The organism is Halorubrum shenae, from assembly GCF_051194165.1.
Lineage (GTDB): Archaea > Halobacteriota > Halobacteria > Halobacteriales > Haloferacaceae > Halorubrum.
This window is the reverse complement of record NZ_JBLZNI010000008.1, coordinates 1-26,305: the sequence shown is the minus strand read 5'-3', so window position 1 is coordinate 26,305 and position 26,305 is coordinate 1. Positions and strand designations below refer to the sequence as shown.

The 26,305-nt window shown below is 68.8% G+C and carries 29 protein-coding genes and 1 tRNA gene; 13 read left to right on the top strand and 17 right to left on the bottom strand.

Translation table 11 applies throughout. The features are described 5' to 3' along the window. Positions 1-5: 5 nt before the first annotated feature. Positions 6-1,388: an APC family permease gene (locus tag ACNS88_RS10895; protein ID WP_435097174.1), complete on the top strand. Its 1,383-nt coding sequence runs from the start codon at positions 6-8 to the stop codon at positions 1,386-1,388. 38 nt (positions 1,389-1,426) lie between these two features. On the opposite strand, the gene ACNS88_RS10890 is transcribed toward ACNS88_RS10895, so the two are convergent. Next, on the bottom strand, positions 1,427-2,134 hold the full coding sequence (locus tag ACNS88_RS10890) for a universal stress protein (protein ID WP_435097171.1): 708 nt from the start codon (positions 2,132-2,134) through the stop codon (positions 1,427-1,429). A gap of 40 nt (positions 2,135-2,174) precedes the next feature. Then, entirely contained in the window at positions 2,175-2,942 is a 768-nt protein-coding gene (locus ACNS88_RS10885; RefSeq protein ID WP_435097168.1) for an Lrp/AsnC family transcriptional regulator, read from the bottom strand. Positions 2,943-3,109: 167 nt separating this feature from the next. Here ACNS88_RS10885 and ACNS88_RS10880 point away from each other — a divergent pair, with 167 nt between their 5' ends. The 4 genes from ACNS88_RS10880 to ACNS88_RS10865 all read left to right on the top strand — a co-directional run bounded on the left by ACNS88_RS10880 (position 3,110) and on the right by ACNS88_RS10865 (position 5,404). Next, positions 3,110-3,625 carry a macro domain-containing protein gene (locus ACNS88_RS10880; protein ID WP_435097165.1) on the top strand — a complete coding sequence of 172 codons (516 nt, stop codon included), beginning with the start codon at positions 3,110-3,112 and terminating at the stop codon, positions 3,623-3,625. 286 nt (positions 3,626-3,911) lie between these two features. Continuing rightward, complete coding sequence (locus tag ACNS88_RS10875) at positions 3,912-4,187, top strand: DUF8028 family protein (RefSeq protein ID WP_435097162.1); 276 nt, start codon at positions 3,912-3,914, stop codon at positions 4,185-4,187. After that, positions 4,184-4,462: a DUF7123 family protein gene (locus ACNS88_RS10870; protein WP_435097159.1), complete on the top strand. Its 279-nt coding sequence runs from the start codon at positions 4,184-4,186 to the stop codon at positions 4,460-4,462. Before ACNS88_RS10875 ends, ACNS88_RS10870 begins: the two co-directional genes overlap by 4 nt. A gap of 90 nt (positions 4,463-4,552) precedes the next feature. Further along, positions 4,553-5,404 carry an SDR family oxidoreductase gene (locus ACNS88_RS10865; protein ID WP_435097156.1) on the top strand — a complete coding sequence of 284 codons (852 nt, stop codon included), beginning with the start codon at positions 4,553-4,555 and terminating at the stop codon, positions 5,402-5,404. Between the two features lie 215 nt (positions 5,405-5,619). On the opposite strand, the gene ACNS88_RS10860 is transcribed toward ACNS88_RS10865, so the two are convergent. Continuing rightward, a tRNA-Val gene (locus ACNS88_RS10860) sits at positions 5,620-5,694 on the bottom strand. A gap of 84 nt (positions 5,695-5,778) precedes the next feature. On the opposite strand from ACNS88_RS10860, the gene ACNS88_RS10855 reads away from it, so the two are divergent. Continuing rightward, positions 5,779-6,297 (top strand): hypothetical protein, encoded by a 519-nt coding sequence (locus tag ACNS88_RS10855; protein ID WP_435097153.1) that lies wholly within the window; start codon positions 5,779-5,781, stop codon positions 6,295-6,297. Between the two features lie 20 nt (positions 6,298-6,317). Here the strand turns inward: ACNS88_RS10855 and ACNS88_RS10850 are convergent, their stop codons facing one another. The 5 genes from ACNS88_RS10850 to phoU form a co-directional block, all read right to left on the bottom strand. Continuing rightward, positions 6,318-6,599: a DUF7553 family protein gene (locus ACNS88_RS10850; RefSeq protein WP_435097150.1), complete on the bottom strand. Its 282-nt coding sequence runs from the start codon at positions 6,597-6,599 to the stop codon at positions 6,318-6,320. A 173-nt stretch (positions 6,600-6,772) separates the two neighbouring features. Further along, entirely contained in the window at positions 6,773-7,306 is a 534-nt protein-coding gene (locus ACNS88_RS10845) for a cob(I)yrinic acid a,c-diamide adenosyltransferase (protein WP_435097147.1), read from the bottom strand. Continuing rightward, complete coding sequence (locus ACNS88_RS10840) at positions 7,303-7,542, bottom strand: glutaredoxin family protein (RefSeq protein WP_435097144.1); 240 nt, start codon at positions 7,540-7,542, stop codon at positions 7,303-7,305. Before ACNS88_RS10840 ends, ACNS88_RS10845 begins: the two co-directional genes overlap by 4 nt. An 83-nt stretch (positions 7,543-7,625) precedes the next feature. Further along, positions 7,626-8,024: an acyl-CoA thioesterase gene (locus tag ACNS88_RS10835; protein ID WP_435097141.1), complete on the bottom strand. Its 399-nt coding sequence runs from the start codon at positions 8,022-8,024 to the stop codon at positions 7,626-7,628. Positions 8,025-8,029: 5 nt separating this feature from the next. Further along, positions 8,030-8,704: a phosphate signaling complex protein PhoU gene (phoU, locus tag ACNS88_RS10830; protein ID WP_435097138.1), complete on the bottom strand. Its 675-nt coding sequence runs from the start codon at positions 8,702-8,704 to the stop codon at positions 8,030-8,032. Between the two features lie 109 nt (positions 8,705-8,813). Here phoU and ACNS88_RS10825 point away from each other — a divergent pair, with 109 nt between their 5' ends. Genes ACNS88_RS10825 through ACNS88_RS10810 form a run of 4 tightly spaced genes read left to right on the top strand, consistent with a single transcriptional unit; the run spans position 8,814 to position 15,044 of the window. Then, entirely contained in the window at positions 8,814-9,632 is an 819-nt protein-coding gene (locus tag ACNS88_RS10825) for a hypothetical protein (RefSeq protein WP_435097135.1), read from the top strand. Continuing rightward, on the top strand, positions 9,629-10,915 hold the full coding sequence (locus ACNS88_RS10820) for a PD-(D/E)XK nuclease family protein (RefSeq protein WP_435097132.1): 1,287 nt from the start codon (positions 9,629-9,631) through the stop codon (positions 10,913-10,915). The genes ACNS88_RS10825 and ACNS88_RS10820 overlap by 4 nt, the downstream gene beginning before the upstream one ends. Beyond that, the gene (locus tag ACNS88_RS10815) at positions 10,908-14,603 is read left to right on the top strand and encodes a UvrD-helicase domain-containing protein (RefSeq protein WP_435097129.1); all 3,696 of its coding nucleotides are present in this window, start codon (positions 10,908-10,910) and stop codon (positions 14,601-14,603) included. The genes ACNS88_RS10820 and ACNS88_RS10815 overlap by 8 nt, the downstream gene beginning before the upstream one ends. 60 nt (positions 14,604-14,663) lie before the next feature. Beyond that, a complete protein-coding gene (locus tag ACNS88_RS10810) occupies positions 14,664-15,044 on the top strand; it encodes a thioredoxin family protein (protein ID WP_435097122.1) in 381 nt (126 codons plus the stop codon). 94 nt (positions 15,045-15,138) lie between these two features. Here ACNS88_RS10810 and ACNS88_RS10805 read toward each other — a convergent pair whose 3' ends face one another. From ACNS88_RS10805 to ACNS88_RS10765, 9 genes are all read right to left on the bottom strand, one after another. After that, positions 15,139-15,405, bottom strand: a complete 267-nt coding sequence (locus ACNS88_RS10805) for an elongation factor 1-beta (protein ID WP_435097119.1) — start codon at positions 15,403-15,405, stop codon at positions 15,139-15,141. A gap of 2 nt (positions 15,406-15,407) precedes the next feature. Next, entirely contained in the window at positions 15,408-15,587 is a 180-nt protein-coding gene (locus tag ACNS88_RS10800) for an HVO_2753 family zinc finger protein (RefSeq protein WP_004047107.1), read from the bottom strand. Positions 15,588-15,671: 84 nt separating this feature from the next. After that, on the bottom strand, positions 15,672-16,907 hold the full coding sequence (locus tag ACNS88_RS10795) for a tripartite tricarboxylate transporter permease (RefSeq protein WP_435097114.1): 1,236 nt from the start codon (positions 16,905-16,907) through the stop codon (positions 15,672-15,674). 118 nt (positions 16,908-17,025) lie between these two features. Then, on the bottom strand, positions 17,026-17,220 hold the full coding sequence (locus ACNS88_RS10790) for a 30S ribosomal protein S17e (protein WP_435097111.1): 195 nt from the start codon (positions 17,218-17,220) through the stop codon (positions 17,026-17,028). A gap of 90 nt (positions 17,221-17,310) precedes the next feature. Continuing rightward, the gene (locus ACNS88_RS10785; protein ID WP_435097108.1) at positions 17,311-17,958 is read right to left on the bottom strand and encodes a DUF447 domain-containing protein; all 648 of its coding nucleotides are present in this window, start codon (positions 17,956-17,958) and stop codon (positions 17,311-17,313) included. Next, positions 17,955-18,914 carry a triphosphoribosyl-dephospho-CoA synthase gene (locus tag ACNS88_RS10780; protein ID WP_435097105.1) on the bottom strand — a complete coding sequence of 320 codons (960 nt, stop codon included), beginning with the start codon at positions 18,912-18,914 and terminating at the stop codon, positions 17,955-17,957. The genes ACNS88_RS10785 and ACNS88_RS10780 overlap by 4 nt, the downstream gene beginning before the upstream one ends. After that, positions 18,911-19,732: a tRNA-dihydrouridine synthase gene (locus ACNS88_RS10775; RefSeq protein ID WP_435097102.1), complete on the bottom strand. Its 822-nt coding sequence runs from the start codon at positions 19,730-19,732 to the stop codon at positions 18,911-18,913. Before ACNS88_RS10775 ends, ACNS88_RS10780 begins: the two co-directional genes overlap by 4 nt. After that, on the bottom strand, positions 19,729-20,745 hold the full coding sequence (cofD, locus tag ACNS88_RS10770; RefSeq protein ID WP_435097099.1) for a 2-phospho-L-lactate transferase: 1,017 nt from the start codon (positions 20,743-20,745) through the stop codon (positions 19,729-19,731). The genes ACNS88_RS10775 and cofD overlap by 4 nt, the downstream gene beginning before the upstream one ends. Positions 20,746-21,245: 500 nt before the next feature. Further along, positions 21,246-22,154: an isoaspartyl peptidase/L-asparaginase gene (locus tag ACNS88_RS10765; RefSeq protein ID WP_435097097.1), complete on the bottom strand. Its 909-nt coding sequence runs from the start codon at positions 22,152-22,154 to the stop codon at positions 21,246-21,248. 116 nt (positions 22,155-22,270) lie between these two features. On the opposite strand from ACNS88_RS10765, the gene ACNS88_RS10760 reads away from it, so the two are divergent. The 3 genes from ACNS88_RS10760 to icd all read left to right on the top strand — a co-directional run bounded on the left by ACNS88_RS10760 (position 22,271) and on the right by icd (position 26,154). Then, the gene (locus ACNS88_RS10760; protein ID WP_435097095.1) at positions 22,271-23,761 is read left to right on the top strand and encodes an HTTM domain-containing protein; all 1,491 of its coding nucleotides are present in this window, start codon (positions 22,271-22,273) and stop codon (positions 23,759-23,761) included. 62 nt (positions 23,762-23,823) lie between these two features. After that, on the top strand, positions 23,824-24,801 hold the full coding sequence (locus ACNS88_RS10755) for a glycosyltransferase family protein (RefSeq protein ID WP_435097093.1): 978 nt from the start codon (positions 23,824-23,826) through the stop codon (positions 24,799-24,801). 90 nt (positions 24,802-24,891) lie between these two features. Beyond that, positions 24,892-26,154: an isocitrate dehydrogenase (NADP(+)) gene (icd, locus tag ACNS88_RS10750; RefSeq protein ID WP_435097091.1), complete on the top strand. Its 1,263-nt coding sequence runs from the start codon at positions 24,892-24,894 to the stop codon at positions 26,152-26,154. Positions 26,155-26,305 lie beyond the last annotated feature (151 nt).

The window sequence follows — 26,305 nt, the reverse complement described above, 5'->3', positions numbered from 1 at the left end:
CACGTATGGGCCAGCACGATCTGGATCGGAGTCTCGGGTTGTACCCGACGATGATGATCAGCATGGGTGCGATGATCGGGAGCGGGATCTTCGTGTTGCCGGCACTGGGGTACAAAAAGGCCGGGCCGGCGGTGATCCTCGCGTACGTGCTGGCCGCGCTCGTCGTGTTACCGGCCGCGCTATCGAAAGCCGAGATGGCGACGGCAATGCCGGAGTCCGGGGGGACGTACCTCTACATCGACCGGGCGCTCGGGCCGTTGTTCGGGACGATCGCGGGGATCGGCGCGTGGTTTTCGCTGGTGTTCAAGAGCTCGTTTGCGCTCGTCGGACTCGGCGCGTATCTGCTCCTTTTCGCGCCGCTCTCGCAGGGCGCGGTGGTGTACGTCGCGCTGGCGCTGGCGGTTCTCGTCGTCACGTTAAACATTTCAGGGACGAAGATGAGCGGCCAGATACAGGCGGTCATCGTCACGCTGGTCGTCGCCGGCCTGCTCGCCTACGTCGTCAACGCCGGGTTCGTCGTCGATACCGCTCGGTACACTCCCTTCACGACCCACGGGAACGGCGGCGTCATTACGGCCGCCGCCTTCGTTTTCGTCTCCTACGCGGGCGTGACGAAGATCGCGAGCGTCGCCGAGGAGGTGAAAGACCCCGGAACGAATCTCCCGCGCGCCATGCTCGGCTCGATGGGGATCATGACGGTCCTGTACATCGCGGTGGTCGGCGCGATCATCGGCCTGAGCGATCCGGAGGTGCTGAAAACAGGCGGCCCCGGCGGAACGGCGTCGCTCACGCCGATGGCCGACGGAGCGGGGGCGCTGCTCGGCGGCGTCGGAGTGCTATTTATCTCCGTGATCGCCGTCATCGCGCTCACGAGCATGGCCAACGCCGGCGTCCTCTCCTCCTCACGGTTCCCGCTCGCGATGAGCCGCGACGACCTCTTACCGCCCGCACTGCAGACGATTGACAAGCGGTTCAAGACCCCGCGGAACTCCGTGCTGCTCACCGGGATCGTGCTGCTGCTGCTCATCGCGTTCGTCCCGGTGATCGAACTCGCGAAGCTGGCGAGCGCGTTCCAGATCCTCGTCTTCTCGTTCGAAAACATGGCGCTGGTCGCTTTCCGCGTGGCTGACGTGCCCTCATACGAACCGGAGTTCAAGGCGCCCGGGTATCCGTTCGTTCAGGTGTTCGGCTTCGTCGCCGGCATCGCGCTGCTCACACAGATGGGAACAGTTCCCATTCTCGGAGCGGTCGCGATCGTCGTCGGGAGTGCGCTCGTGTACTTCGTGTACGGCCGGTCCAGAACGGATCGAACCGGAGCGATCGGGACGATCCTTCGGGCCCGGCACGGCGATGAGGACGACGGAATCGCCTCAACGGAACCAGAGTGAGTAGGCGAAAACGGGACGACGGTCGACGTCTCAGAGGATCAGTAGTCCCGGTTAACGAGGACCACCGGGTCGTCGGTGTCATTGGCGATTCGGTCCGCGAGCGTCCCGAAGAGTCGATCGCCGAGGCGCGATTCCGGCTCGTACATCACGACCGCGTCGTACTCGGCCGCGACCCGGAGGATCTCCTCGTCGTGTTCGTCGCCCTCGACGACCAACGTGTCGACTGAGTCGGCGTCGAATCCGTCCTCGATCAGGCGTTCCCGCGTCTCGGTGACGATAGCCTCGCCTTGCTCGCGGCGTTCATCTCCCTCGACGACGTGGAACAGGGTGATCTGCTGGGTCGAGTCCTCGTTCAAGATTCGGACGAAGGTCGGAAGGCGATCGAACTCGGCGACGTCCGGGAGCGGCACGAGAATCCGGCCGATCCCCTCCGTCGGAGCGGGGTCGAGTTCGGCGGCACAGTCCTCTTCGGCTGCGACCTGCTGGATAGCGGCCGCCCGGTCCTTGCCGAACACCAGTCGTGTCCGGACAGACGCACCGGCTTCGGTGAACGCGTCTGCGATCTCGTCGAGCGTCGCCTGCGCGTCCTCGCCGAACTGTTCGCGCGCGGAGCTCGCCGGCGTCTGTTCGGGGAGGTCGTAATGACCGAGGATCACGACTGAGAGCGAAGCCAAGTCCTCGATCAGCACCGGTGACAGCGGCTCGGGGTCGGGGAGTTCGAGCGGGACGAGGATCGTGTCTGCCATGGCTGACGGTTGCGCCCCCGGAACAATAAACGGGGGAGACTCACGACGTCGCCGACGGAGCCTCGTCCTCGTCGGCGAGGAACGCGTCGAGGACGTCTTCGTCGGACGCCTCCTTCGGCAACACGGTCACCACGTCGTTCGGCTGGATCGCCGTGTCGTCTACCGGATGGATGATCGACCCGTCACGCTCGATCGACGTCACGATGACCGTGTTCGCGAGGAGCCCGTCGTCGCGGGCCTCCGACGGCGACTGACCGACGATCGGCGCGTCGGCGGTGACGCACACCTCGATCACGGCGGTCCCGTCTGCGAGGGTGACGGTGTCGGTGACCACCGACTGTCGGGTGTCGTCGTTGAGGAACCGGGAGTACGGCGTATGTAGCTCCGTCTGGAGCAGCTCTTCGTCCTCGATGCGAATGTCGAGTCCCGAGAGGGCGCGCGCGATCTCGCGGAGGTCGCTCGTCTCCTCGCCGACCGCGACCACCTGGAGGTCGCGACGCCCCGCCATCAGCACGCGGACGTTGATCACGCCCGGAATGGACCGGGCCGCCAGCGCCAGTCGCTCCCGCTCGTCCGCGGGGACGGTACACATGAACACCGATGTGAGTCGTCCGCCGGCTTGCTCGAAGTCGATTATCGCCGTGTACCCGCGGATCACGCCCGCCTCCTCCAGCCGCTCGATCCGGTTTCGGACCGTCCCCGCGGAGACGTTCATGTCCTCCGCGATCATCGGCGCTGAGGTGTTCCGCGCGTCCGACATCAGCGCGTGGATGATCTGCCGGTCGATCTCGTCGAGGTGGTGGCTCACGGTCGACTGCCTCCCGCTCCGGTCGAGACCGGACCACGTCGGCGAGTGCGTATCATGTCGTATGCTAACCGCCAGAACGTAATATGACTTACTCACGCCATCTCGCTCACTCCTGTGGCCGCTGTCCGGCCGTCAGCGTTACCGGCTCGCCGACGAACAGGCCGCACATGGAGTTCGACGTGATCCGAGGAAACATCGCCGAACAGCGCGCGGACGCGCTCGTGAACGCCGCCGGGACCAGCCTGCAGATGGGGAGCGGCGTCGCCGGCGCACTCCGTCGAAACGCCGGGGGACCGATAAACGACGAAGCCGTCTCAAAGGGCCCCGTCGACCTCGGCGGGGTCGCCGTCACCGACGCGTACGACCTGGACGCCGACCACGTGATCCACGCTGCCGCGATGCCGCACTACGGCGACGGTCGCGCGACAGCCGACTCAGTCCGCGACGCGACCCGAAACGCGGTGGCGCGGGCCGACGAGCTCGGCTGTGAGTCGATCGTCGTGCCGGTCCTCGGTACCGGCGCCGCCGGCCTCGACTTCGAGGTGGGCGCCCGGTGTGTCTGCGAGACGATCGACGCGTACGACTCGACGACGCTGACGGACGCGCGCGTCATCGCGTACTCGGACGCCGAGTACCGAACCGTCACGGCGATCGCGGACCGAGTCCGCTCGGCGGACGAGTGACCGGCTCTGATCGCGCGCGACTGGTCGCCCGCGATGAACGGGTCCCGGAGACGGGGGTTGCGGTAGCCGATGCCATTTGGCCGCTCACTACCGATATCAGATATTAACGGATCAGAGACAATCATAAATTTTCTACTTATCTCTAGACGAGTTTTAAACGGTCTGTGAAACCGGTGAACGGTCAGAAACTCACCGCAGAAGTCGGTAATCCGGCTGAAGACGCGACAACGCTCTGGCCCTTATATGCTACCGGCGCTCCACGCGTCGAGCGAAGACGGTGTTCCACATGTCAAGCCAAACGTCCCCCTCATCTATTCGGGCGCCGATTCGGATCGGGTCCAGCCTGTCGACAGCGTGCCGGAACAAAGCGATCGCGGGCGTTCGCGCCGCGGCGTTCTGGGCAGCGGTCATCCTCCCGCTCGCGTACGTCCCCGCGGCGTACGGCGCGATGGGCTTCGAGACCTGGAGCGCGCTCGCGCTCATCGCCGTCCACATGGCGTGTGTCGTGGTCGGCCACGAGCACGGCACCTCCTCAAACGACATTCCCTCCACCCACGCATGAGTAGCACTCAATCTCTCACGCAGACGACCGAGCAGTCCACTGAGCAATCCACCGAATCGACAGCCTCGAAGGCCGACCGACTCGCCGCGTTCCTGCGCGAGGAGGCGGCCGACGGCGAGACGTACTTCAAAGCGAAGTTCATCGCAGACGACGTGGACCTCTCTCCGAAAGAGATCGGCACGCTGATCGTGCAGCTACGGGATTCGATGCAAGACCTCGAGATCGAGAAGTGGTCGTACACCGGTGCGACGACGTGGCGCGTCTCGACAGAATAGCTGTTTCTCTCGGCTCCGATCAACACGGACAGCGCCGACCACGCGGCGTCGACACCGAGTATTATCCCTCGGTCGGGCGAACTGGGAGGCATGGCACCTGCAGCTCCAGATCTCTCAGGCTCGACGGCGTTCATCACCGGGACGACCCGCGGCATCGGCAAGCAGCTCGCGCTCGTGCTCGCCGACCGGGGCTGTAACATCGTCTCGACGGGCAAGACGACCGACGACGACGACTCCGAGCTCGAGGGCTCGATCGAGCAGACGGCCCGCGAGGTGCGCGACCGCGGGGTTGAGGCGCTCGCGCTCGAACTCAACCTCCGCGACGAGGCCCGCGTCGAGGCGGTCGTCGAGGAGGCGATCGATCACTTCGGCGAGGTCGACATCGTCATCAACAACGCGAGCGCCATCCAACTCGCGAATATCGCCGACCTGCCGGCCGACCGGTTCGATCTCCTGACCGAGGTGAACGTCCGCGGGACCCATCTCGTCGCGCACGCGTTCGCCGACCACCTCGCGGGGCTCGACGAGGCGTGGCTGCTGTCCAACTCGCCGCCGGTCGTGACCGACCGCTCGCCGGGGAAGGCGCCGTACGCGTGGTCGAAGCTCGGGATGTCGTTCATCACGCTCTCGCTCGCCGAGGAACTGGCGGGCGACGGCGTCGGCTGTAACACGTTCTGGCCGGTGACGACCATCGACACCCGCGCGACCCGCTACTTCGGGCTCGGGACCGAGGACGACTGGCGCACCCCGGAGGTCGTCTCCGATGCGGTGCTCGAAATCCTCGCTCGCGATCCGTCGGAGTGCACGGGAAACAGCTTCTACGACGAAGACCTGCTCCGCGAGGCGGGCGTCACCGACTTCTCGGCGTACAATCTCACTGACGGCGACCCGGCGCCGATGTCGGCACGGCTGTTCGATCCGGAGTTCGAACGGGAGGCGTGACCGGGTCGCGGGCGTGACGATCGGGTCCTAACGCCACGCCGAATCCGTCGCTGGTTGACGAGTTCAACGGCGGCAAGAAAACGAACGTTGGGGCGGATCCGAACCCCAGTCACTCCGCTCGCTGGCGCTCGCTTCGTTCCCTGCTTCGAATCCGCAGCACCATTTTGTCGACACGGACTGCTCGCTGTCGCTCGCAGTTGCGGTGTCGACAGAAATGGGTTGGGGCGGATTCGAACCGCCGACCTGCTCCGTGTGAAGGAGCCGTCATAACCTGGCTAGACCACCAACCCGCTCACTCCGACGTATCCGACCGCTAGCCTTAAGAGTTACCTTACGGCGAAGATTCATCGGCCGAGCGTCCGAACCAGCACGTCATGCCCCACGAACTCCGGTTCCTCGAACGCCTCCGCCAACACGCGACGAGCCTGCTCCACCTCCCGCTGTCGGCGATCGGCCTCTACGCGGAACGGGAAACGCCCCGCGACCAGTACGCGTTCACGCTCCGGGAGCCGTACCCGATCGTCGAGGCGCGGCTCCATCGGCTCGGCTTCGTTCGCAACCTCGTCTCATCGCTCAAGTTCCGCGACTACGCCACGCCGCCGGAAACGTCGGTCGCGAGCTGGGTTCGATACCCCGACGGCGTGCTCGCGAGCGACCGACAGCTGCACCTGGCGCTGTTCGTCGGCTCGGACCGCGAGACGACTGACGTGTACGCGCACTGGGAGCCCTCATGGATCCGGCACCCGATCCGGCACTACCGCGCGACCGACGTCGACGCCGAAACGGGGATCGAACGGGTGAGGACGCTGTTCGAGCGCGCCGACATCGAGTACGTCGTCGTCCCGACATCGAAGCGGCACGCTGTTGTGGATACACGCTGTAAAAGTGGATGACCGTGTCCGACCGGGCTACCCTACTCCGCCGTCGCGGCGTCACGGCCGCGGTACTCGGCGACGCGCTCTCGCGCCGACGCCACCGCCTCGCGAGCCTCGCCCTCCGCGCGCTCCTCCAGCTGCTTCAGGTCGGCCTGCAGCCGATCGAGCCGCGACGGCTCCGGTACTTCCTCCTCGTCCTCGATGCCGACGAGATCCTTCACCCGAGCCTCGACTGGCTCCAACTCCTCTTTCACGCCCGCCTTCGCGTGTTCCGTTGCGCGACCGAGGTAGTACCGTGCGTCTTCGAAGTGTTTGCTCATATCTGTCCTTCGGGATGCGACGGATATATTCTTTGTGGCTGTGCGGAGAGGACAGATTTGTGCGATCGCGTCGTTGCCGGCTCGAAAATCGTCGGTCGCGTGGGTCGACGCCGAGAAAACGGACGGGAAAACGGGCGAGAAAACCGGAACGAGCGATCAGTACGAGAGCGTGATCAGTACGAGGGCGACTCCTCGGGCTCCCCGTCGCGCGCGTTCGCGACGCGACCGAGCGTGAACAGCAGGTCGGAGAGCCGGTTGAGGTAGGTGACCACCGCCTCGTTGATCGGCTCCGAGCGCGCCAGTTCGACGGTCCGGCGCTCCGCCCGCCGAGTCACCGTGCGGGCGTGATGGAGCCGGGCGCCCGCCTCGCCGCCGCCGGGGAGGATGAACGACCGCAGCGGCTCCAGCTCCTCGTCGAGCGCGTCGATGTGTTCTTCGAGCGTCTCGACGTGTCGGGACTCGACGGCGGGATCGTCGGGGTCGGGATCCGGGTTGGCGAGGTCCGCCTGCACGACGTGGAGATGGTTCTGGATCGTCTCCAGCAGCTCGTCGAGATCGTCGTGTCCGGTCGGGCGCACCGTACCGATCAGCGCGTTCGCCTCGTCGACCGTCCCGTACGCCTCGATCCGGGGGCTCGCCTTCGACACCCGGCTCATGTCCCGGAGATCGGTGTCGCCATCGTCGCCGCGGCCGGTGTAGATGGTCATGCGAGGCTCCGCTCGACGTACTCCAGAATGTTCGCGCTCTCCGGCATCGTCACGCCGCGCTCTTCGTCGATCAGGACCGGGACGCCGCGTTGACCGCTGACCCGCTTCACCTCGTCGCGGTCGGAGTGGAGCGCGTCGACCCATTCAGTCTCGTACGCGATGCTCCCCTCATCGAGCGCGTCGGATACCGCCTCACAGTGGGGACACCCGTCGAGGGCGTACAGTCGGAGTGACATAGACAGCCTATCGGCGCGCGACGGCAAGAAGGTAGGGTGTCGCCGGTGGGAGTCTGGTCCCCGAACCGGCGAAGCCGCGGCCGTCAGATACCGTGGTACGACTCGATGGTCGACCGGTGCTCGTCGGGGATGGGGGCGGGCTTTCCGGAGTCCGGATCGAGGCTCACGAGCGTCGCCTCGGCCTCGGCGACGACTTCGTCGCCGGTGCAGATCTCGTGGGTCATCGTCACGCTAGACGTTCCGAGTTCGTCGATTCCGATCTCGACGGCGACAGCCGCGTCTGTCAGCTCGACCGGGCGTCGGAAGTCGATCGACACCGACGCCAACACCGTCGCCAGCGCGGAGAGGTCGGCGTCGAGCACGTCTCTGAAGTACTCGGTCCGCGCCTGCTCGAGGTACGTCGCGTAGACAGCGTTGTTAACGTGACCCATCGCGTCGATGTCGCGGAAGCGAACGTCGATCTCGGTGGTGTAGGTGCTCACGGCGGTCAGTACAGCAGCTCGTCGTCGTTCTCGATCATGTACAGCGAGCGCGCCGCGATGTTGACCGCGTGATCGCCGACGCGTTCGAGGTCCCGGATCGTGAGTAGGAGCCGCGAGACGTTCTGCATCGTCCCCTCGATGTCCGCCTCCTCGCGGAGTTCGTCGCGCTCGATCAGATCGCGCACGACGAGGTCGCTCGCGGCCTCGCAGGCGGCGTCGATCTCGTCGTCGGCCTCGGCGACCGCGAAGCAGCGCTCGTGATCCGACTCGGCGTAGGCGGCCATCGCGTCCTCCAACATCGCCAGCGTGTCGTCGCCGATGCGCTGCACGTCGACGTCGGGGAACACCTCTCGGTCGGCCTGCTTGGCGTACTCGCCGAGGTTCGTCGCGAGGTCGGCGATCCGTTCGAGATCGGTGATGATCTTGAACGATGCCGCGATGAACCGCAGGTCGCCCGCGACCGGCTGCTGGAGCGCGATGAGATCCGTACACTGGCCTTCCAGTTCGAGATACAGATCGTTGATCTCGGCGTCGCCCGTAATGACTTCTTCGCCCAGTTCGCCGTCCTGTCGCTCTAAGGCGTCGAGGCCCATCCGGAGCCGCTCGGCGACGACCTCGCTCATGTAGAGCACGTCGTCGCGAAGTTTCTCCAGTTTCGTTTGGTACTGTTCGCGTGGCATCGTGTTAGCGTATCTGCTTGACCGAACGTATAAAAACACGTCGTCGACCGACAACGGTTCGAGGGAGGACGCTGTACGGTCCGGCCTGACGAACTGTCGCCCACAGCAAATGGACGGAATACGCACACGCGACGACGAGATCCCCGATCGGCTGACGCTTCACGTCGGCGAAGAAGGGCGGCTGTTCGAGCGGGCTCGACAGCGCCCGACCCCGACCGAACTCGTCGTGTCTCCGGTCGAGCTTCACCAGCGGAACGTCCAGCGTCGGCTCCGCGAGGCGCGGCTGCCGAACGACGCCTTCCGCTTCGCGGACCCGGTCGGTCTCTGTACCACGGTCTTGGAGGCGGCGAGTCGTCCGACCGCCGCCGTCGACCGCGTCGATCGCCTCTCGCTGATCCGGTCGCTCCTCGGGCCTGCCGAGTCGGCGGTTCCTGCGGATCTCCTCCTTCCGACCGGGGTGTCGTCGCGCGATCCCCGCCAGGTCGAACAGATCCGAACCGAGGTAGAGGCGATCACGAACTTCCACCCGAACCGGATCGCAGCGTGGACCGAGACGACCGCCGCGCTCGACGAGCCGATCGGCGACGAGGCGGAGGACCTCCTCGACGCCGGGCTCGGCATCGAACGCGAGCTACGGGACCGAACCACGGAGGCGGTTTCAGAGACCGCCCTCCTGCGCCGTGCGACCCGGTCGATCACGGCGACGAACGGGTCGGCGTGGGCGGAGGCGTACCCGGAGATAGACCGGCTCACCCTGCTCGGGCTCTCCAGCCTGTCGGCGCCCCACACCGACCTCGTCAACGGGCTGTTGACCGCCACGTCGCTTGCGGTCGACGTCCACTTCCGAGAGGGGACTGGGGAGTACCTCCGGCGCCGAGTCTCCGACCTCCTTGCCGTCGGTGACCCCGGCACGGAGGTGTTCGAATGACCGGATCCGACCGGCTCGCGCTCTCGGGACCGATCGACGCCCCCGACGTGCCGGCGGTCGAGATCGCCTCCCCGACACGTCGGGATGAGGCGCGCAGCGCGATGGCGATGGCGGCCGCGCTCCGGGATCGGGGAGTTCCAGTCCGGGATATCGCCGTCGTCGTCCGCGATCTCGACCCGTACGAGGAGGCGCTGTTTCGGGCGGCGCTCCAGTACGGGATCGCACCGGTGTTCTGGACGCAGCTCCGCGTGACCCGGACCCGACCGTACGCGCTCGTCGAGGCGGTATGCGAGGCGCTGGCCGGGGAGACGGCGGACCGCGAGACGCTGCTGCGCCCGCTCGAGTTCGGTTGGTCGCCGACGGGAGCGGACGGGTCGTCGGGGCCGGACTCACAGGCGCTGAGGTGGCCGATCGAACCCGAAGCGATACACCGAGCAAGAGAGATCCTTCCGGACGGGCCGCGGCCGATTTCCGAGTGGATCGAGGCGATCGAATCGACTGACGGCGTCGACGACAGACTTCGGCGATTCGCCGAATGGCTCGACGCCGCCCCGCCCCCGGGGCCGGAATCGGTCGCCTCGCTGCTCGGCGAGGTGGTCGAGGGATACGCCGACGCCGCGCTCCCGGAGACGAAGCCCGCGGACTCGCCGGCGCTGCTCGACACCGAGACCGACGCCCGTGCGGTCGTGCGCGTTCGCACCCTCGTTCGGCAGCTCCGACGGAAGTTCGCCGATCGGCTGGCGGACGGGTCGCTGGAGCGCTCGTGGGACGCTGCCGCCGATCTCGCCGGCGCGGTCGCCACGCAGCGCCCCGGTCGCCGAGAGCACTCGAACGCCCGCGCGCTCGACATCTTCGAGGCGAACGACATCTGGGCGCTCGAGGTCCCGTACGTGATCGCCGTCGGGCTGACAGCCGAGGGGTGGCCACGGTCGGCGCAGTCCGTGCTCCAGCCGGAGTTTCAGGAGGCGGTCCTGCGGGGTGAGGGATCGGCCGGAGCCCTCGCTCCGCAGCCGGCGTGGGTCGGCGGGCGCGACCGCGATCAGTTCGTAGACACGCTCCGGGCGGCGGGGCAGTGCGTCGTCGTTACTCGTCACACTCGGACCCTCACCGGCGACGACGTGGCCCGCTCCCCGCTGCTCGACCACCTCGACACGCGGCGCGTTTCCGAAGATGCTCGACGGCGGTTGATCGGGACGGACCGAGAGCTTCCGCCGGAGCTTCGAGAGATCGTCCGCGGCGCGTCGGAGGGCGACCACGCGGACCCGGAGGGAGATCATGAGTAACGGCGACGACGGTGACGACGGCCGCGACAGCGACGACGACGATGACGGCGGCGACGGCGACGCCGGCGACAACAACGACGACGACCTCGTCCGGTTGCGGGGCGCACAGCGGGAGATCAGGGAGGCCTACTTCGCGTCCGACGCCGGGCTGTTCACCCTCGACTGCGTGCCGGGAGCCGGCAAATCGGTCGTCGCTCACCACGTCGCCGCCGAGGACATCCTCCGTCGATACGCGGCCGGGGACCCGACGCCTGAACAGCACGTCGCTGTCGTCTCGTTCAACCGCGACGAAGCGGCCGACATTGTTCCAGCGATCTGCGATCGGCTACGGGAGATCGTCGAACACGAACTCGTTCCCGCCGCGGCCGACGTCTCCGAAGCGGAGCTGCGATACCTCCAGCAGCGCACGCGACAGGCCCCATACGCGGGTACCGTCGACGGATTCCTGCGCGGGGTCTTCGGGGAGTTCGCCGCCGATATCGGCTTCGACGAGGTGCCGTCGGTCGGGAACGACGCGCTCTTGAAACGGGTTCACCGCGACTGCGACGAGTCGCTCCGCGACGACCCGGAACACGCCCGGCGGCTCGATCGTCTCGAGGCCGCGTATCCCGACGGCGAGTACGACGAGAGCGTCGACGAGATGCTGGCGGACGCACTGACGTACTGCCGCGATCGACACCTCTCGACCGATGCCTTCCGCTCGGAACTGAGGCGAACGCGTGACGCGGTGTACCCCGAGGGAAAACCCGACTCGTTCGACGACATCGTGCGGTCGGTCGAGCGGTTCGTCGAAGGCGAGGACGCGAACACCGGAAAAACGGGCGACGGAGACGCGACCGGCGACGAATTCGACGGCAGTAAAGCCGACGCGGGTGCCGGCGATCGGGTCCGCGAGGCAGTGGCCGGTCCGGACCGAGAACGCCTAGTCGATGCCGACCGCGACCTGTACGACGCGTGGGACGCGCGCATCGACGACTTCTGTGCCGTCCTCTCGGCGTACCGCGCCCGCTACCGGACTTCAGTTCGGGAGCACGGCGCGATCTCCCACACCGACGTCGCGTACCTCGTGGACGCGTACTTCGCTGGAGCTGGCGAGCGGTCGGATCTCCCGGAGCCGCTCCGCTCGATCGACGACTCCCATCGCGATCGGGTCCGTCGAATCTATCGGTCGCGGATCCGGAGCCTGGTCATCGACGAGGCGCAGGACGTCTCCGCCGTCCAGCACGCCGCGCTCTCGCACGTCGTGACGAGCGACTCGCGCGTGTTCGCCTGCGGTGACACCCTTCAGGGGATCTACCTGTGGCGCCACGCCGACCCGCGGTGGTTCGCCGCCGCGACGACCGAGGGGACCTATCTCGGCGTGGAGTGGGACACCCACGAGAACCGGAGAGCGACCACCACCTACCGATGCGTACCCGACATCGCCGCCGGGATCAACGCGATCGCCGAACCGGTGTTCGACGATCCGGCCCGCGGGGGCCTCGGCGACCTCGACGCCGCGTACTCGCGGTTGGTCTCGGCTCGTGACGGCGACGACCTCGACGACGGGGACGGGACCGCGGTCCACGTCTCGTCGTTTGCCGGCGCCGGCCACCCCGGCTCCGCGACGTGGGCAGATCCCGACGAGGCGGTCGGGGAGGCGAACGTACTCGCGACTCACGTCTCGCGGGGGCTCGCCGACGGGACGTTTTGCGACGCCGACGGCGACCCGCTCGACGTCACGGTGCTGTTCCGCCGCGGCACGCGGCTGCCGGAGTACGAGGCGGCCTTCACCGCGGAGGGGCTCCGCGTCCGCACCGCGACGGACAGGCTGTTCGACTGTCCAGCTGTCGAGACCGCACTTGCCGTCTGCGAGTGGCTGATCGTGCCGGGATCTCCGCGACGCACGACCGAACTCCTCACCGAATCCCCGCTGCGCGCTGTCTTCGATCCGGCTCCGTTCGAGGCCCGATCGTGGAGTCTCGACCGGGTGCTTGACGAGACCCCAGAGGCCCTCACGGAAGCGCAGCGGAACGTCGTCGAGGGGCTCGTCCGACTCCGCGACCGCAGCGACGCGTTTCACCGGCTCCCGGCGAGCGGCTACGTCGAGGAGGTCATCGAGGCGCTCGCGCTGCGGGCCGACCCGAACGGGTGCGTCGGCGAGGTCGATCCGGACCAGCGGGTCGCCAATCTCGATGCGCTCGTCGAAACGCTCTCCGAGTGGGAAGGGGACAACAGCCACTCGCCCGCGGCGCTGATCGATCTCGTGGACCCGTTCCGCGAGGACCCCGGCGCCGGTCCGGCACAGCCGAGCGCGGCCGGCGCCGCGTACGACGTCGAGTTCCGCACGGTTCACCGGGCAAAAGGGGACCAAGACGATGTCGTCGTCGTCGCCGACCCCGGGTTCGATATCTGGTCGCGCGGCCCTCACACGCGACGGTTCGTCGCGCAGGGGGAGATCGCGGGGATCGCCCCGCCGACGAACACTGACGTGCCCGAAGATGTCGCCGTCCCCCCGTTCGACGGCGGGCTGTACGGTGTCGGAGACGGTTGGGGCCGTGACGTCGGACTTCGGTGGGCGACGGCTCGCTGGCGCGATTCGGTATCTGCATCCGCGGACCGCGACGCCCTTGTCGGTCCAGACCGGCTCCGCGGGATTGCGGAAAACGAACGCGCCGAGGCGTGGCGGCTGCTGTACGTCGCGCTGACCCGAGCCCGGGACCACCTCGTGGTGCCGCTGCCTCGCTCGGATGCGGGAGACGACCAGACTCGGGACCGGTGGCTCGACGCGCTCCGCGACGGGCTGGCGTTCCCGCGCGGCGGCACCGACTCCTACGAGCTGCGGCTCGATTCGGACCCGAACCGAGACGCTATCGCGGTCGGCGTCAACGACGTGGACCTGTTCACCCGACTTGACCGCTCGGTCTCGAAGACGGGACGGGCTCACGTCACCGCCTCCCCGCCGCGGCGCGACCGGCTCGACTCGTGGGTTCCCCGGTTCCTGAGTCCCAGTACGATGTACCCGCTGACGGAGGACGTGGATCGGTACGCACTCGCCCACCTGCTGGGCGAGCCGCTGCACACGACGACGAACGAGATCTCCGCCGATCTCCCCCTGCGCTTCGAGCGGCTCGGTCCCGAAGAAGTGGGGACGTGTCTCCACGACGCGCTCACGGAACTCGTCGCCAGCGGCGTCGACGGACGGGCGATCCGGGCGACGAGCCCCGAAGTGCGCGCGGCGTTCGACGACGCCGTGAACGCGCTCCCGGAACCGGTTGGCGAGGCCGAACGCGAGGGGATGTTCTCCTTCTTCGAGACCGTTCTTGAGGACTTCCTCGACTCGGACCTGTGGGAGCGGATCGCAGACCCGGCGACCACGGTCGGCGTCGAACGCCCGCTGGACGGGCTGGCCGAGGTCGGCGATCTCGAAGTCGAGATCCACGGGCGGGCGGACTTCGTCATTGAGTACCCGACCGGGGAGCGGTTCGTGACAGACGTGAAGATCGCCCTGGCCGAGCCGACTCCCGAGACGCGTCGGCGGTACGAGCTCCAGATCGCGGCGTACGCGTTCCTCGCGGAACAGCGCGGTGCGTCCGACGCGTCCATCCGCCGGACCGTCGAGACGTTCGGCGTCGCGACCGAGACGACCGGGACTTCGTGGCCGCCAGATATCGTTTATCGGCGGTTACAGCGGCTCCTCGACCGCTGAGGTCGGAAGCGACGCGGTCCCGACACGAGCCTTTATCACCGTTCGACGACAATAATGTATATGAAATCCAATACTGAGCCCGAGAACATCGGGGCCGGTGACGGCGCGTCCGCGGAGGTCCGCCGACCGGTCTCTCTCACCGACGAAGGTGCGCTCAACGCGTTCGTCGCCGGCGCGGACGCCGCCGTCGTCGAGTTCTACACGGACGGCTGCGGCATCTGTGCGAGCATGGAGCCCGTCCTCGGCAACGTCGCGCGCGAGCTCGATATCGCCGTCGCCACGGTGAACCCCCGAGACGACCCGCCGCTCGTCGAGCGGTTCGACGTGCGGAGCGTCCCGCTGTTCGTGCTGTTCGTCGACGGCGAGCCGGTCGCGCGCCGCGCGGACGGGTTTATTCCCGGCGACGACCTCACCACGTGGATCGAAGACCGCGTCGCGTAGGGCTCATTCCCTCTACAGCGGTCGCTCTCCGGTCGAGGAACGATCGGATCCGAAAAAGGCCGTTTCGTGTCGTTGACGACGAAACCGAAGTCGCTTAGAGACGACCGACGTTCTCGACGGCGACGGACTCGACGCCGTCGACCTCGTTGAACGCCTCTTCGACCGCTTCGGTGCCACCCGCGCCGTCGGGGACGATGACGGTCGGCAGGACGGCGACGAGTCCGAACGCGACATCGTCGCGCTGGAAGCCGCGGATCTTCGCACCCTGCGGGAGCGACTCCTCCAGTCGGTCCTGCAGGTCGTCAAGGTCCACGTCGGGACTGTTCGGCATGACCTTGATCTTGGCAGCGACGTCTCCCATGGTTAGGGTCCTCGGAAGCCGCAGTCGGGACACTCGTAGAGGTTGCTCTGCTTCCGGCACTTGGCGCACCGGTGGATCGTCTCTCCGCAGTCGGGGCAGGAGAACCGCGCGGCGTTCATCCCGGCCACCTGAATGCCACAGGAGACACACTGCCGGGTGCCCTGCGTTTCACTCTCGCTCATACAGTGAACCACCACCGCGCGACTTTTAACCGTTGTTCTTTGCCCTCGCCCTTCCTACGGCCGATTGCGACGCGGTACCGTAGTTCATCCGACGATGAGCGGCCCGATCAACACACCCATCAGGTGGACTCGTCGCGCGCCGACCCGCGGCGGAACGAGTCCCAACGCCCCGGCGACGACGAAGACACCGACCCCGAACGCACCCGCGAACGCGTACGAAATCCCGGCGAGCAGCGCCAGCACGCCGACCGACAGCCGCGTGTAGTCCGCGTTTCCGACGACTCGGAGGTACGCGTCGCCGACCAGCAGCACGAGCGTGAACCCACACGCCGCGGCGGTCGCGGCCGCGACGAGCAGGATCGGGAGCGCGAAGGGGACCTCGGCGCGGTCGATCGCGACGGTCACCCCCGTTCTGGGCGTCCCGAGCGCGACGAGGGCGAACAACGCGAATATCGTGTTCGCCGTGTTCGCACCGCTCGTGGCCACGATGAATCCGCGGTCCGACTCATCGCGCGGGACCGCCGGCAGCGCCGCGACCGCCGCGATAGCCGCAGAGACGCCCGGCACGTACCCGACGATCGCGCCCGCGAGGGACCCGCCGCTCGCGCTGGCGGCAAGCCCGCGGCGACTCATCGCGACTCGGGCGTCGGCCTGGGGCGGCACGCCCCCGCCGCCCATCGCATCGATGAGCACCGGGGCGCCGAACAGTCCGGCGAAAAGCGGCGCGAGGACCCCGCCGGCGTCGAGCGGTGCAGACGGGTCGGCGTCGAGCGTCGCGAGGCCGAGCGCGGCGCTCGCGAGGAAGACGGCGAGTCCGCCGAGCGCGGCCCGCCTCGACGACTCGGTGAGTACGAGGAAGACGACGACGCCGCCCAGAACCAGAGGAAGGTGCGCTCTGACGACGGGGTAGCCGCGTATCATGACCCACGTGATCGGGACCGCTAGCGGGACCGCCAGCGCGACAGCGACTCCCGAGCCGACCGCGGACAGCCGGACCGCCTCCCGACCGCGCCCGGCGACGACGAGCCGGTGACCCGGCAGCGCCGCGACCGCTGTGGCCGCGTCCGGGACGCCGAGCGCGAGCGCGGGCACGATGTCGAGAAAGGAGTGGACCACGCCCGCGCCGAGCATCGCGACGCCGACGAGCAGCGGATCGGCCGACACCGAGGGAGCGAGTCCGGCCAAAAGCAGCGCGAAGTTGTTGGCGTGGAGCCCCGGGACGAGTCCGCTCGCCGTCCCGAGCGCGACGCCCCCACACAGGAACGCCAGCGCCGCCGCCGCGAACCCCGGATCGACGACGGGTCGGACCAGCGCGTCCATCGCGACGAGGTGGCCGCGGCTTCGGTGATAAACGTGGGGAGGCGGTACAGACACCGCCGACTGCGACGGAGCCGCAGCTCGGCGAAAACGAACGAACCGGTCGAGAACTCGAACCCGCTTACGCCTTCTGGGCCGCCTGCGCCTTCTTCTGGGTGACGTAGCCGGCGATCCGATTGCGGACGCCCTTCGACTCGACGGTCGTCAGCGCGGTCACGCTGTCCTTGTTCGTCTCGAAGTCCGTGTTGAACGAGTCGGGGTACCGCTCAAGCAGGACCTTCCCGAGCTGCTTGATGTACTTGGGCTTGATGGCCATACCGAGCGATACCCCCGGCCCGAACTAAAAGGGTTCGTTACGCCGCGAGCGGCCCACAGGCGCAGTTGAGTCGGGCGGGTTCTCGATCAGTCATTCTCCGTCGTCTCCCGCTCCCGCCCGCTCCCGCCACCCGGTCGCCTCGTCGATCCGCGCGAACGCCTCGCGCTCGGCCGGGCCGCCGCACCGCTCGACCACGTCCGCGAAATACCGCAGCCGATCGAGGAGTTCCGCCGCCTCGAACCCCGGCACGTCCAGCCGCGAGGCCGCCACCGTCGCGTCGACGACCGCGCCGAACCCGCGGTTCACCGTCGGGACGCGCTCTCTCACGACCGCGCTTTCGGCCGGGTCGAGCGCCCACGTCCGGATCGTGGTGTCGCCCTCCGTCTCGCTCGCGACCTCCTCGACAGTCACTTCGACCCACGCGTCGGCGGTCGAGAGCACGGGCTCGTCGGCCTCGTGGACCGTCAGCGCGGCGTCGACGAACGTTCGCGGGTCGGTCGTGAACTGGACGACACCGCCCCCGCGCTCGGTGAAGTTCCGCCACGTTCGGGTGCGCCCGTACGTTCGGGCGGTGACGGGCTCGCTCGGGTCGTCCGGCGCGTGGAGCCCGAGCGCCGCGACGTTCCAGCGGTCGTTCGGCCCCAGCGTCGTCACGACCGACTCGGTGACGCCGCGGAGGGCGACCGGCCAGCCGGGGGGCGAGACGGTGTCGGTGTCATCGCGGTCGGTCCCGCTCACGGCGCCACCTCAGCCCCGCGCCGGAGAGCGACGTACAGCGCCGCGCAGGTGAGGTCGGCGGTCGTCCCGGGGTTGATCCCCTCGTCGACGAACGCGGTCGCCAGTTCCTCTGCGGCGTCGAGGTCGGCGTCGTGAACCGCGTCGGCGTCGATGGGCTCGCGAGTCGAGCGCTCTCCCCCGAGCAGCGCGGCCGCCCGTTCGCTGGTCTCGTGGGCCGTCTCCGGGTCGTGGTTCGCCGCGACCAGCGTGTCGGGCTCGGCCGCGAGCAGGCCCAGAAACGCCCTGGCCGCGCGGTCGGTTAACGGACCCTCGTCGCTTCGGATCCACTCGGCCGCGCGGAACGTCCGCGGGAACCCCTCGACCCACTCCTGCGCGTTGCGGTCGGGGACCCTATCGGAGTCGTCGGAATCGTCGGAAATGGCGGTGTCGTTGGGGTCGGCCGAGAGCGCCATCACGTCCCGCAGGGTCGCGCCCCGTTCACGAAGCGCGGGAGACGCGTCGCTTCCGCGGCGCACGTCGAGGTCGTCGACGTCCGCCGGTGGGTCTCCGACCGCGACATCGACGTGCTCGAAGGCTCGGTAGAACGCGACCGCGTCCTCGACGGTCGTCTCTCGGGTCACCCGGTCGACGACTGCGAGGGAGAGACCGTCATCGAACCCGTCTCCCGCGACCGTCGCCCGCACCAACGGAACGAGCAGGAGGAGACAGCCGAACTGGGTGTTGGTCCCGGACCGCGCCGCCATTCCTTCGACGCCGCGCTCGAAGGCGTCTCCGATCCCGACCTCCCCGCCTGCGGCCAGTTCGAGTCCCTCGCGGGCGCCCACCGCCCCACCGAGGAACGCCTCGAACCGAAGGTCGCCGAGGTCGCGGTGCCGGTCGACGTTGCCGGGCTTCGGCGTTCCGGCCACCTCGAGTAAGAGCGCGAGGGTCGCGTCGTCGACGGGGTCCGGTGTCACGGCGACGCCTCCGAGGAGACCGCCGCGTCCTCCGGCAGCAGCTCCCCCTCTCGCCACGCCGCCACCGCATCGGCGATGCGGGAGAGCGCCGCCGGGCGATCACTGGGCCGACCGACGCTCACGGCGTCCGCGCCGTACGCGGCGTACTCGGCGACGGTCTCTCGGCCCCGTACGCCGTTGTTAGCGATCACGGTGAGATCGTCGCGGAGCCTCGCGGTCTCACCCCGCTCTCGGCCCGCCGTCAGTTCGTCGACGACGGCCTCCGAGTCCATCGCGTCGACGTGGAACCAGTCGGCGCCCGCGTCCGCGACCGCGTCCGCGACGGCGACGAGGTCGACGCCGGAGACCTCGGCGCGGGCCTTTACGCCCGTCGTCGCGCCGGTCTCGGCGGCGGCAGCCACGTACTCGGCCAGACGGTCGGTGTCTCGGAGCAGGGACTCGCCGCAGCCGACCGCGCGCAGTTCGGGCTGTCGGCAGTGCGCGTTTACCTCGCAGACCGCGTCGCGCTCGGCGCAGACCCTCGCCGCCTCGCGGACCGGGTCGACGGTCGCGCTCCGGACGTTGACGCCGGGGGTGATTGGGGTCTCGGCGAGCTGATCGAGTTGGCGATCGATCCAGGCGAACGGATCCGCGGGGAGGAACTCCGAGCGGTCGCGGGCGACGAGGTCGCGCGCGGCGGCCCGACTGGCCGGATCGAGCGCGATTCCCCCGAGAACCGCGGCGTCGACGTGCGGGGCCGCCGCCCGCGCCCAGTCGGCGTCGGCCGCGCCGCTGAGGCTGGCCGCGACGAGGAACGGGGACGAGTCGGGGTCGGTCACTCCGCAACCTCCCCATCCGCGACTGCCGACAACGCGCGCTCACACGCCCGAGCGACGCGCTCGGCGTCGTCGGCGTCGTCGATGCGGGTATCCGTGTGCTCGACGTGCCGATCTGGAAGCTCGGTCGGGTCGTCGTCGTCGAGAACGAACGCGTCCGCGAACGGGTACGCGTCGGCGACGCCCGCCGTCGAGGGGTCGCGGCCGACGCCCGCCATCAGATCGGCGGCAGGCCCGGAGAACACCTCGTCGCCGACGAACGGCGAGACAGCGACGACGGGGGTCGACGAAAGCGCGGCCTCGAACCCCGGGAGCCCGAGCATCGGGCCGATGCTCGTCACGGGGTTGGAGGGGCCGATCACGACGGGGTCGGCGAGGGCGTCCCGGACCGCCGCCGTCGGCTCCGCGTCTGCCGCCCCCCGGAACTCCACGTCGGCGACCGCCGGCTCGCCCCGGCGCGCGACCCAGTACTCCTGGAAGTGGATCGTCTCGCCCGCCTCGGTGTGGATCAGCGTCGCGACCGGATCGTCGGACATCGGGAGGAGGGCGACGTCGAGGTCGAAGGCGGCCGCGAGGGTGCGAATCGCCTCGGTGAGCGTGTGCCCCTCGTCGAGCAGGCTCGTGCGCGTGACGTGGACTGCGCGGTCGCAGTCGCCGATCTCCATGAACTCGCCGACGCCCGAGAAGCGCCGCCATCGAGAAATCTCGCGGCCCGCCGTCTGCGCCTTGTCGTCGAGGTATCGGGGACCCGTTTCGACTCCGACCGCCTCCGCGAGTCGGCGGAGTTCCTCGTGGGTCGCCGTCGTGTCGTCCGCGATCCCCCACCACGTCTCGCGGTCGAGGACGCCGCCGCCGGCGAACAGCACGGTGTCGACGTCGGGGCAGACGAGGTGCCCGCCGAGCTCGATGTCGTCGCCGGTGTTGGCGACGACCGCTATCTCGTCGGGGTCCCACACGCGGGTCGCCCCGTCGAGGAGCTTCGGCGTCCCCGTACCGCCGGCGAGGAACGTGACCATACCCGGGCAAGGCGGCGGGCGGATTTGTATCCTCGCCTCTGCGATCGACGCGGAGAATCGGGACGGGAGTAGCGGGTTTGTTTATAAGTGATCGACGACGCTCAACCGAGTTCACGGTCGGCGCGTGCCTGCGAGCGGGCCGCAGGCCCGCGAGTCAGCACGCGCGAGGGAGTCGCGAACTGGGAGGGACCTTCGTCCCTCTTGCAGCCGGCGCGAAGCGCCGGCGACGAAGTGAGCGACGAGGCTGGGGAGGTGTGAGGTGCGGTCGCGGGGCGGTCGGGTGGGACTCAAAGGGGCAGCCGCGCTCGGCGAACCCCAGCGACGAAAGCACCACAAGGAGCGAACGAAGTGAGCGACTGAGGAGCGCAGCGAGCTGTGGGAGCCGAGCGCGGCTGGGGCTTTGGAGGTGTTCACCGCACTGTCGGCGACTTATAAGCGACCGAACCGCCGCGCAGTCGCTACGTCGGCGACCGGACATGCACAGCTGGCCGCCGAGTCAACTACTTATAAGCGATACTCGTCTGCATCCCGTTCGTGTTGAACGCGCTCCCGGCTTCATCCTCCCCGAGAACGATCACGCCGGCACCCGACCCGGTGATTCCTTCGAACTCGTCGATCGCTCGTTCGGCCGCCTCCTGCGCGCCGAGCCCCTCCGCAAGATACCCCACGGCCCGCCGCGAGAGCGTCACGCGTGCGATGTCCTCGCCGGCGCCCGTCGCGCTCGCGCCGCCGGCCTCGGTACAGAAGAACCCCGAGCCGACCTGCGGCACGTCGCCGACGCGCCCCGCGAGCGCGAACGACCGGCCGCCTGTGGAGGTCGCCGCCGCGAACGTCTCGCCGTCGGTCGCGACCGCGCCGACCGTGTCGTGGTCCGGTGCCTCGCCTTTCCCGCCGTCGCTCTCCGACCGCTCTCCCGCCTGATCGTCGCCAGACCCGAACCGCGTCGCCAGCCAGTCGAGGTGCTCCCGAGGACCGCCCCGCGGCGGGTCCTCCGCCTCGTACCCCTCGCGTTTCTCGTCGGTGAGCAGATCGATCCCCGTCTCGACCCCGAACACGTCGGCGAGATCGATCGCGTGCTCGCCGGAGACGAAAACGTGCGGCGTCTCCGAGTGGACGACGCGGGCGACGCTCGCGGCGTGTTCGACGCCGGGCATCGAGCAGGCTGCGCCGATCTCGCGGTCCGACGTCATCACGCCCGCGTCGGTGCGGACGACGCCGTCGGACTGGACCGCGCCCCCGACGCCGGCGTTGAACCGCGGGCTCGACTCGAGGACGCCGAGCGCCGCCTCGACCGCGCCGAGGGGCGTGTCGGCGTCGACGCCGCGACGGGTCGCCTCGTCGAGCGTCGCCTGTCTGGGATCCGGCTCGTCCGGGAGCCCCCCGGCACCGCCGTGAGCGACAATGCGCATGCGTCGGGGTCTCGCGGTGTTCGGATAAGCCTCCGGAAAGCGGTGGAACCGACCCGCCAGCCGGTCCTCCCGTCCCCGCAAGAGCTATCCACGCTCCTCGAAGAGTCGTCACCATCGTGGCCGACCGTCTCCGCACCGCGCTCCGCCGCCGGATCGGAATCGACGTGCGCGCGCTCGCGGCGTTCCGGATCGCGCTCGGCGTCACCCTCCTCGTCGACCTCGCGCTGCGCGCCCGGAACCTGACGGCGTTCTACACCGACGCCGGCGTACTCCCCCGATCGCTGCTCACGGAGTCGTACCCCCTCGCGCGGTTCTCCCTCTACGCGCTCTCCGGCGAGGCGTGGGCCGCCGCCGTGCTGTTCCTCCTCGCCGCCGTCACTGCAGTCGCGCTCGCGGTCGGTTACCGAACTCGGCTCGCGGCCGCGGTCTCGCTGGTCCTGCTCGCGTCGCTACAGGCGCGGAACCCGTTCGTGCTCAACGCCGGCGACACGCTCCTCTGGCAGCTGCTTGGGGCGGGGCTGCTGTGCCCGCTCGGCGCGCGCTGGTCGGTGGACGCGGTCCGGGCGCGAGCCGGGATGGGAGAACGAGGCGGGATGCGAGAGGGAAGATCGCCCGAGGGTGCCCGGTTCGTCGCTCCCCAATCCGCCCTCCTGTTGACCGTCGTCGTCGGGGTCTACGTCTCCAACGCGGTCGTGAAGCTCCGCGGCGAGGCGTGGCCCGCGGGCGAGGCGGTCGAGACCGTCTTCCGGCTCACGTCCCTCCACGGCCCGCTCGGAGGACTGGTGCCCGAGAGCCCGGCGCTGCTCGCGGCCGCGGCCTACGGCTGGCTCGCGCTCCTCGTCGCTTCGCCGCTGCTCGTCGCGGCCGCCGGACGGGTTCGGACCGCCCTCGCCGGCGTGCTCGTCGCTGCCCACCTCTCGATGGCGCTCACGCTCCAGATCGGCATCTTCTCGCTCGTGTCGGCGACTGCGCTGCTGCCCTTTTTCCCGCCGGTCGTCTGGGACCGGATCGAGTCGCTGGCCGCTCCGATGATCGGGCGGTTCCGGTCGGCGGTCGAGAGGCGCTCCGAGCCGCTGAGTGACAGGTCCGTCGCCGGCCCGCCCTCCGAGATCGGTCTCGACCGAGTGACCCGCGACTCCCTCGTCGCCGCCGTCGCTGCCGTCCTCCTCGTCTCGCTGCTCGCGTGGACCGCCATGGGGCTCGGGGTCGTCGATGCACCGGAGTCCGTCGCGGCGGTGTCAGATCCGGCCGAGAGCGACTGGGACATGTTCGCGCCGGAGCCGCCGTCGACCGATTCGCTCGTGCTCGCGACGGCGACGACCGCCGGTGGCGAGCGGATCGACGCGCTGTACGGCGACCCGGTCGCGACCGATCGCCCGCCTTCGGACGCCCGAGGGTACCCCACCGCGCGCTGGCGGAAGCACGTCTCGCTGCTGTCGGTCGACGACACCGAGCGCGTCGACGCGACGCTCGCGCACCTCTGTGACCGGGCGGCGGCGTTCTCCGGCGCGGAGATCGAATCGGTGACGGTCTCGTCGGTCGAGGTCGACGTCTCCGGGAGCGGCGAGGTCCGGGTCCGAGAGGTCGGCACGCGCGAGTGTCTGTAAGGGGGCCGAACGAGTGGGCTCCCAACTGATTACTTATAACTCACCCGCGCCAAGCGGGCAACGTGACCAGCCCGGATCAGGACCCGCCGCCGACCTCCGTCCTCCTCCCCACCGTGCGCTGGACCGACGCCTGCGAGGAGGTGTCCGCACAGCTCGGCGCGCGCGACGAGCTACTCGTGATCTGCGACACCGGCGACGACCCGGTCGCCGATCGTCGGGGGGCGACACCGGACGGCGTCCGGATCGTCCTCGCCGGCGAACCGGAGGGCTGCTCCGGGAAGGCGAACGCCATCGCCGCGGGGATGGAGGCGGCCGCACACGACCGGCTCGTCTGGACCGACGACGACTTCGCGCACCCGAACGGTTGGCTCGCGACGCTCAACGCCGACTACGAGCGACGGGGACCGACGACGGAAATCCCCGTTTTCGTCGGGAGAGATCCCCTCGCTCGGCTGTTCGAGCCCGCGTACGCGATCGGCGGGACCGCCGCGGTGTCCGCGGGCGATATCGCCTGGGGCGGCGCGGTCGTCTTCGAGCGCGACGACTTCGACCGTCCCGAGTCGGTCTCCGCCGCCGCCGCGAACGCCGCCGACCCGGAGGCGGCGTTCCTCGCAGACCTCCGTCGGACCGTCAGCGACGACGGAACGCTCTCGGAGTACCTAGACGTGACCGCCGCGAACAGGACTCGGGTCGTCCCCGCGGGCGGTTCGATCCGAGGGTCTGTGGAGCGGTTCGTCCGGTTCTTCCGGATCGTCCGATTTCACGCGCCCCGTGCGGCCGCATTCAACCTCGCCCTGTCGGCCGCGTTCGCCGCGCTGTGTCTGTTCGCACCGGTGTTCGGCGTGGTGCTCGTTACCGCCATCTCGGCCGCCGTCTACGCCCGGTTCGGGATTCGACGGGCGACGTTCCTGCTCGCGGGCCCGTCGGTGCTCCTCTCGCCGCTGTTCCTCGCGTATGCGCTGGCGCGCCGGACGTTCGTCTGGGGTGGCCGGCGCTATCGGTGGCGATCGCTGTTCGACGTGGAAGTCCTTCCCGTGTGAGGTGAGCTGAAACGGCTGATTTCGCGGTATCTGGCGCTCAGAGGCAAAGCGGCAGGCACTTTACGCGGGTCCGACAACGCACGAACGTTCATGAGCTACGATAAGGTCGACGTCCCCGACGACGGCGAGGCGATCACGCTCGCCGACGAGGAAACCGGCGAGCTGAACGTCCCCGAGAACCCGATCATCCCGATTATTCACGGCGACGGAATCGGCACCGACGTCGGGCCGGCCGCCCAGATGGTACTGGACGCGGCCGCGGAGGCGACGGGTCGCTCCATCGCGTGGATGCGCGTCTACGCCGGCGGGAAAGCCCGCGAGATGTACGACGAGAACCTTCCCGAGGACACCGTCTCGGCCATTCGCCACCACCGCGTCGCGATCAAGGGCCCGCTGACGACGCCGGTCGGTGCCGGCTTCCGCTCGCTGAACGTGGCGCTGCGAAAGACGCTCGACTTATACGCGAACGTCCGCCCGACGTACTACCTCGACGGCGTCCCGTCGCCCGTCAAAAATCCCGAGGCGATGGACATGGTCACCTTCCGCGAGAACACCGAGGACGTCTACGCCGGCGTCGAGTGGGAGGCCGGCACCGACGAGGTCGAGGAGGTACGCGACTTCCTCGAAAACGACATGGAGATCGCCGACGTGATCCACGACGGCCCGGTCGGGATCGGCATCAAGCCCATCTCCGAGTTCGGCTCGAAGCGGCTCATCCGCGAGGCGATCGACTACGCGCTCGCCAACGGCCGTGACTCGGTCACGCTCGTCCACAAGGGCAACATCATGAAGTTCACCGAGGGCGCGTTCCGCGACTGGGGCTACGAACTCGCCGAAGAGGAGTACGGCGACGACGTCCTCACCGAAGACGAGCTGTGGGACGATCACGACGGCGAACAGCCCGCGGGTACCGTGGTCGTTAAGGACCGCATCGCCGACAACATGCTCCAGCAGGTGCTGACTCGGACCGCGGACTACGACGTGATCGCGACGATGAACCTCAACGGCGATTACTTCTCGGACGCCGCCGGCGCACAGATCGGCGGCCTCGGCATCGCGCCCGGTATCAACCGCGGCCACGGGCGCTGTCTCGCCGAACCCGTTCACGGCTCCGCGCCCAAGTACGCCGGCGAGGACAAAGTGAACCCCACCGCCATGATCCTCTCCGGCCGCGAGATGCTCGACTACCTCGGCTGGTCCGACGCCGCGGACCTCGTTCGCGACGCCGTCGAGGAGACCATCTCGTCCGGCCAGGTCACCTACGACCTTCACCGGCAGATCGAGGGCGGCGAGAAGCTCGCCACGAGCAAGTTCGCCGAGGCCGTCGTCGAGAATATCGACGAACTCGCGTAAGACTCGGTTACTTACGTCGGCCTAGCAGTCGACGATTTTTCATTCTTTTTCGAGCGCGAGCGTCAGCTCCGTTTTTGACATCCTCCCGCGCCTGAAGACGCGGGAATCCCACGGTACCGTACCGCTGGATTGGGATATTAGGGTTTGCAGT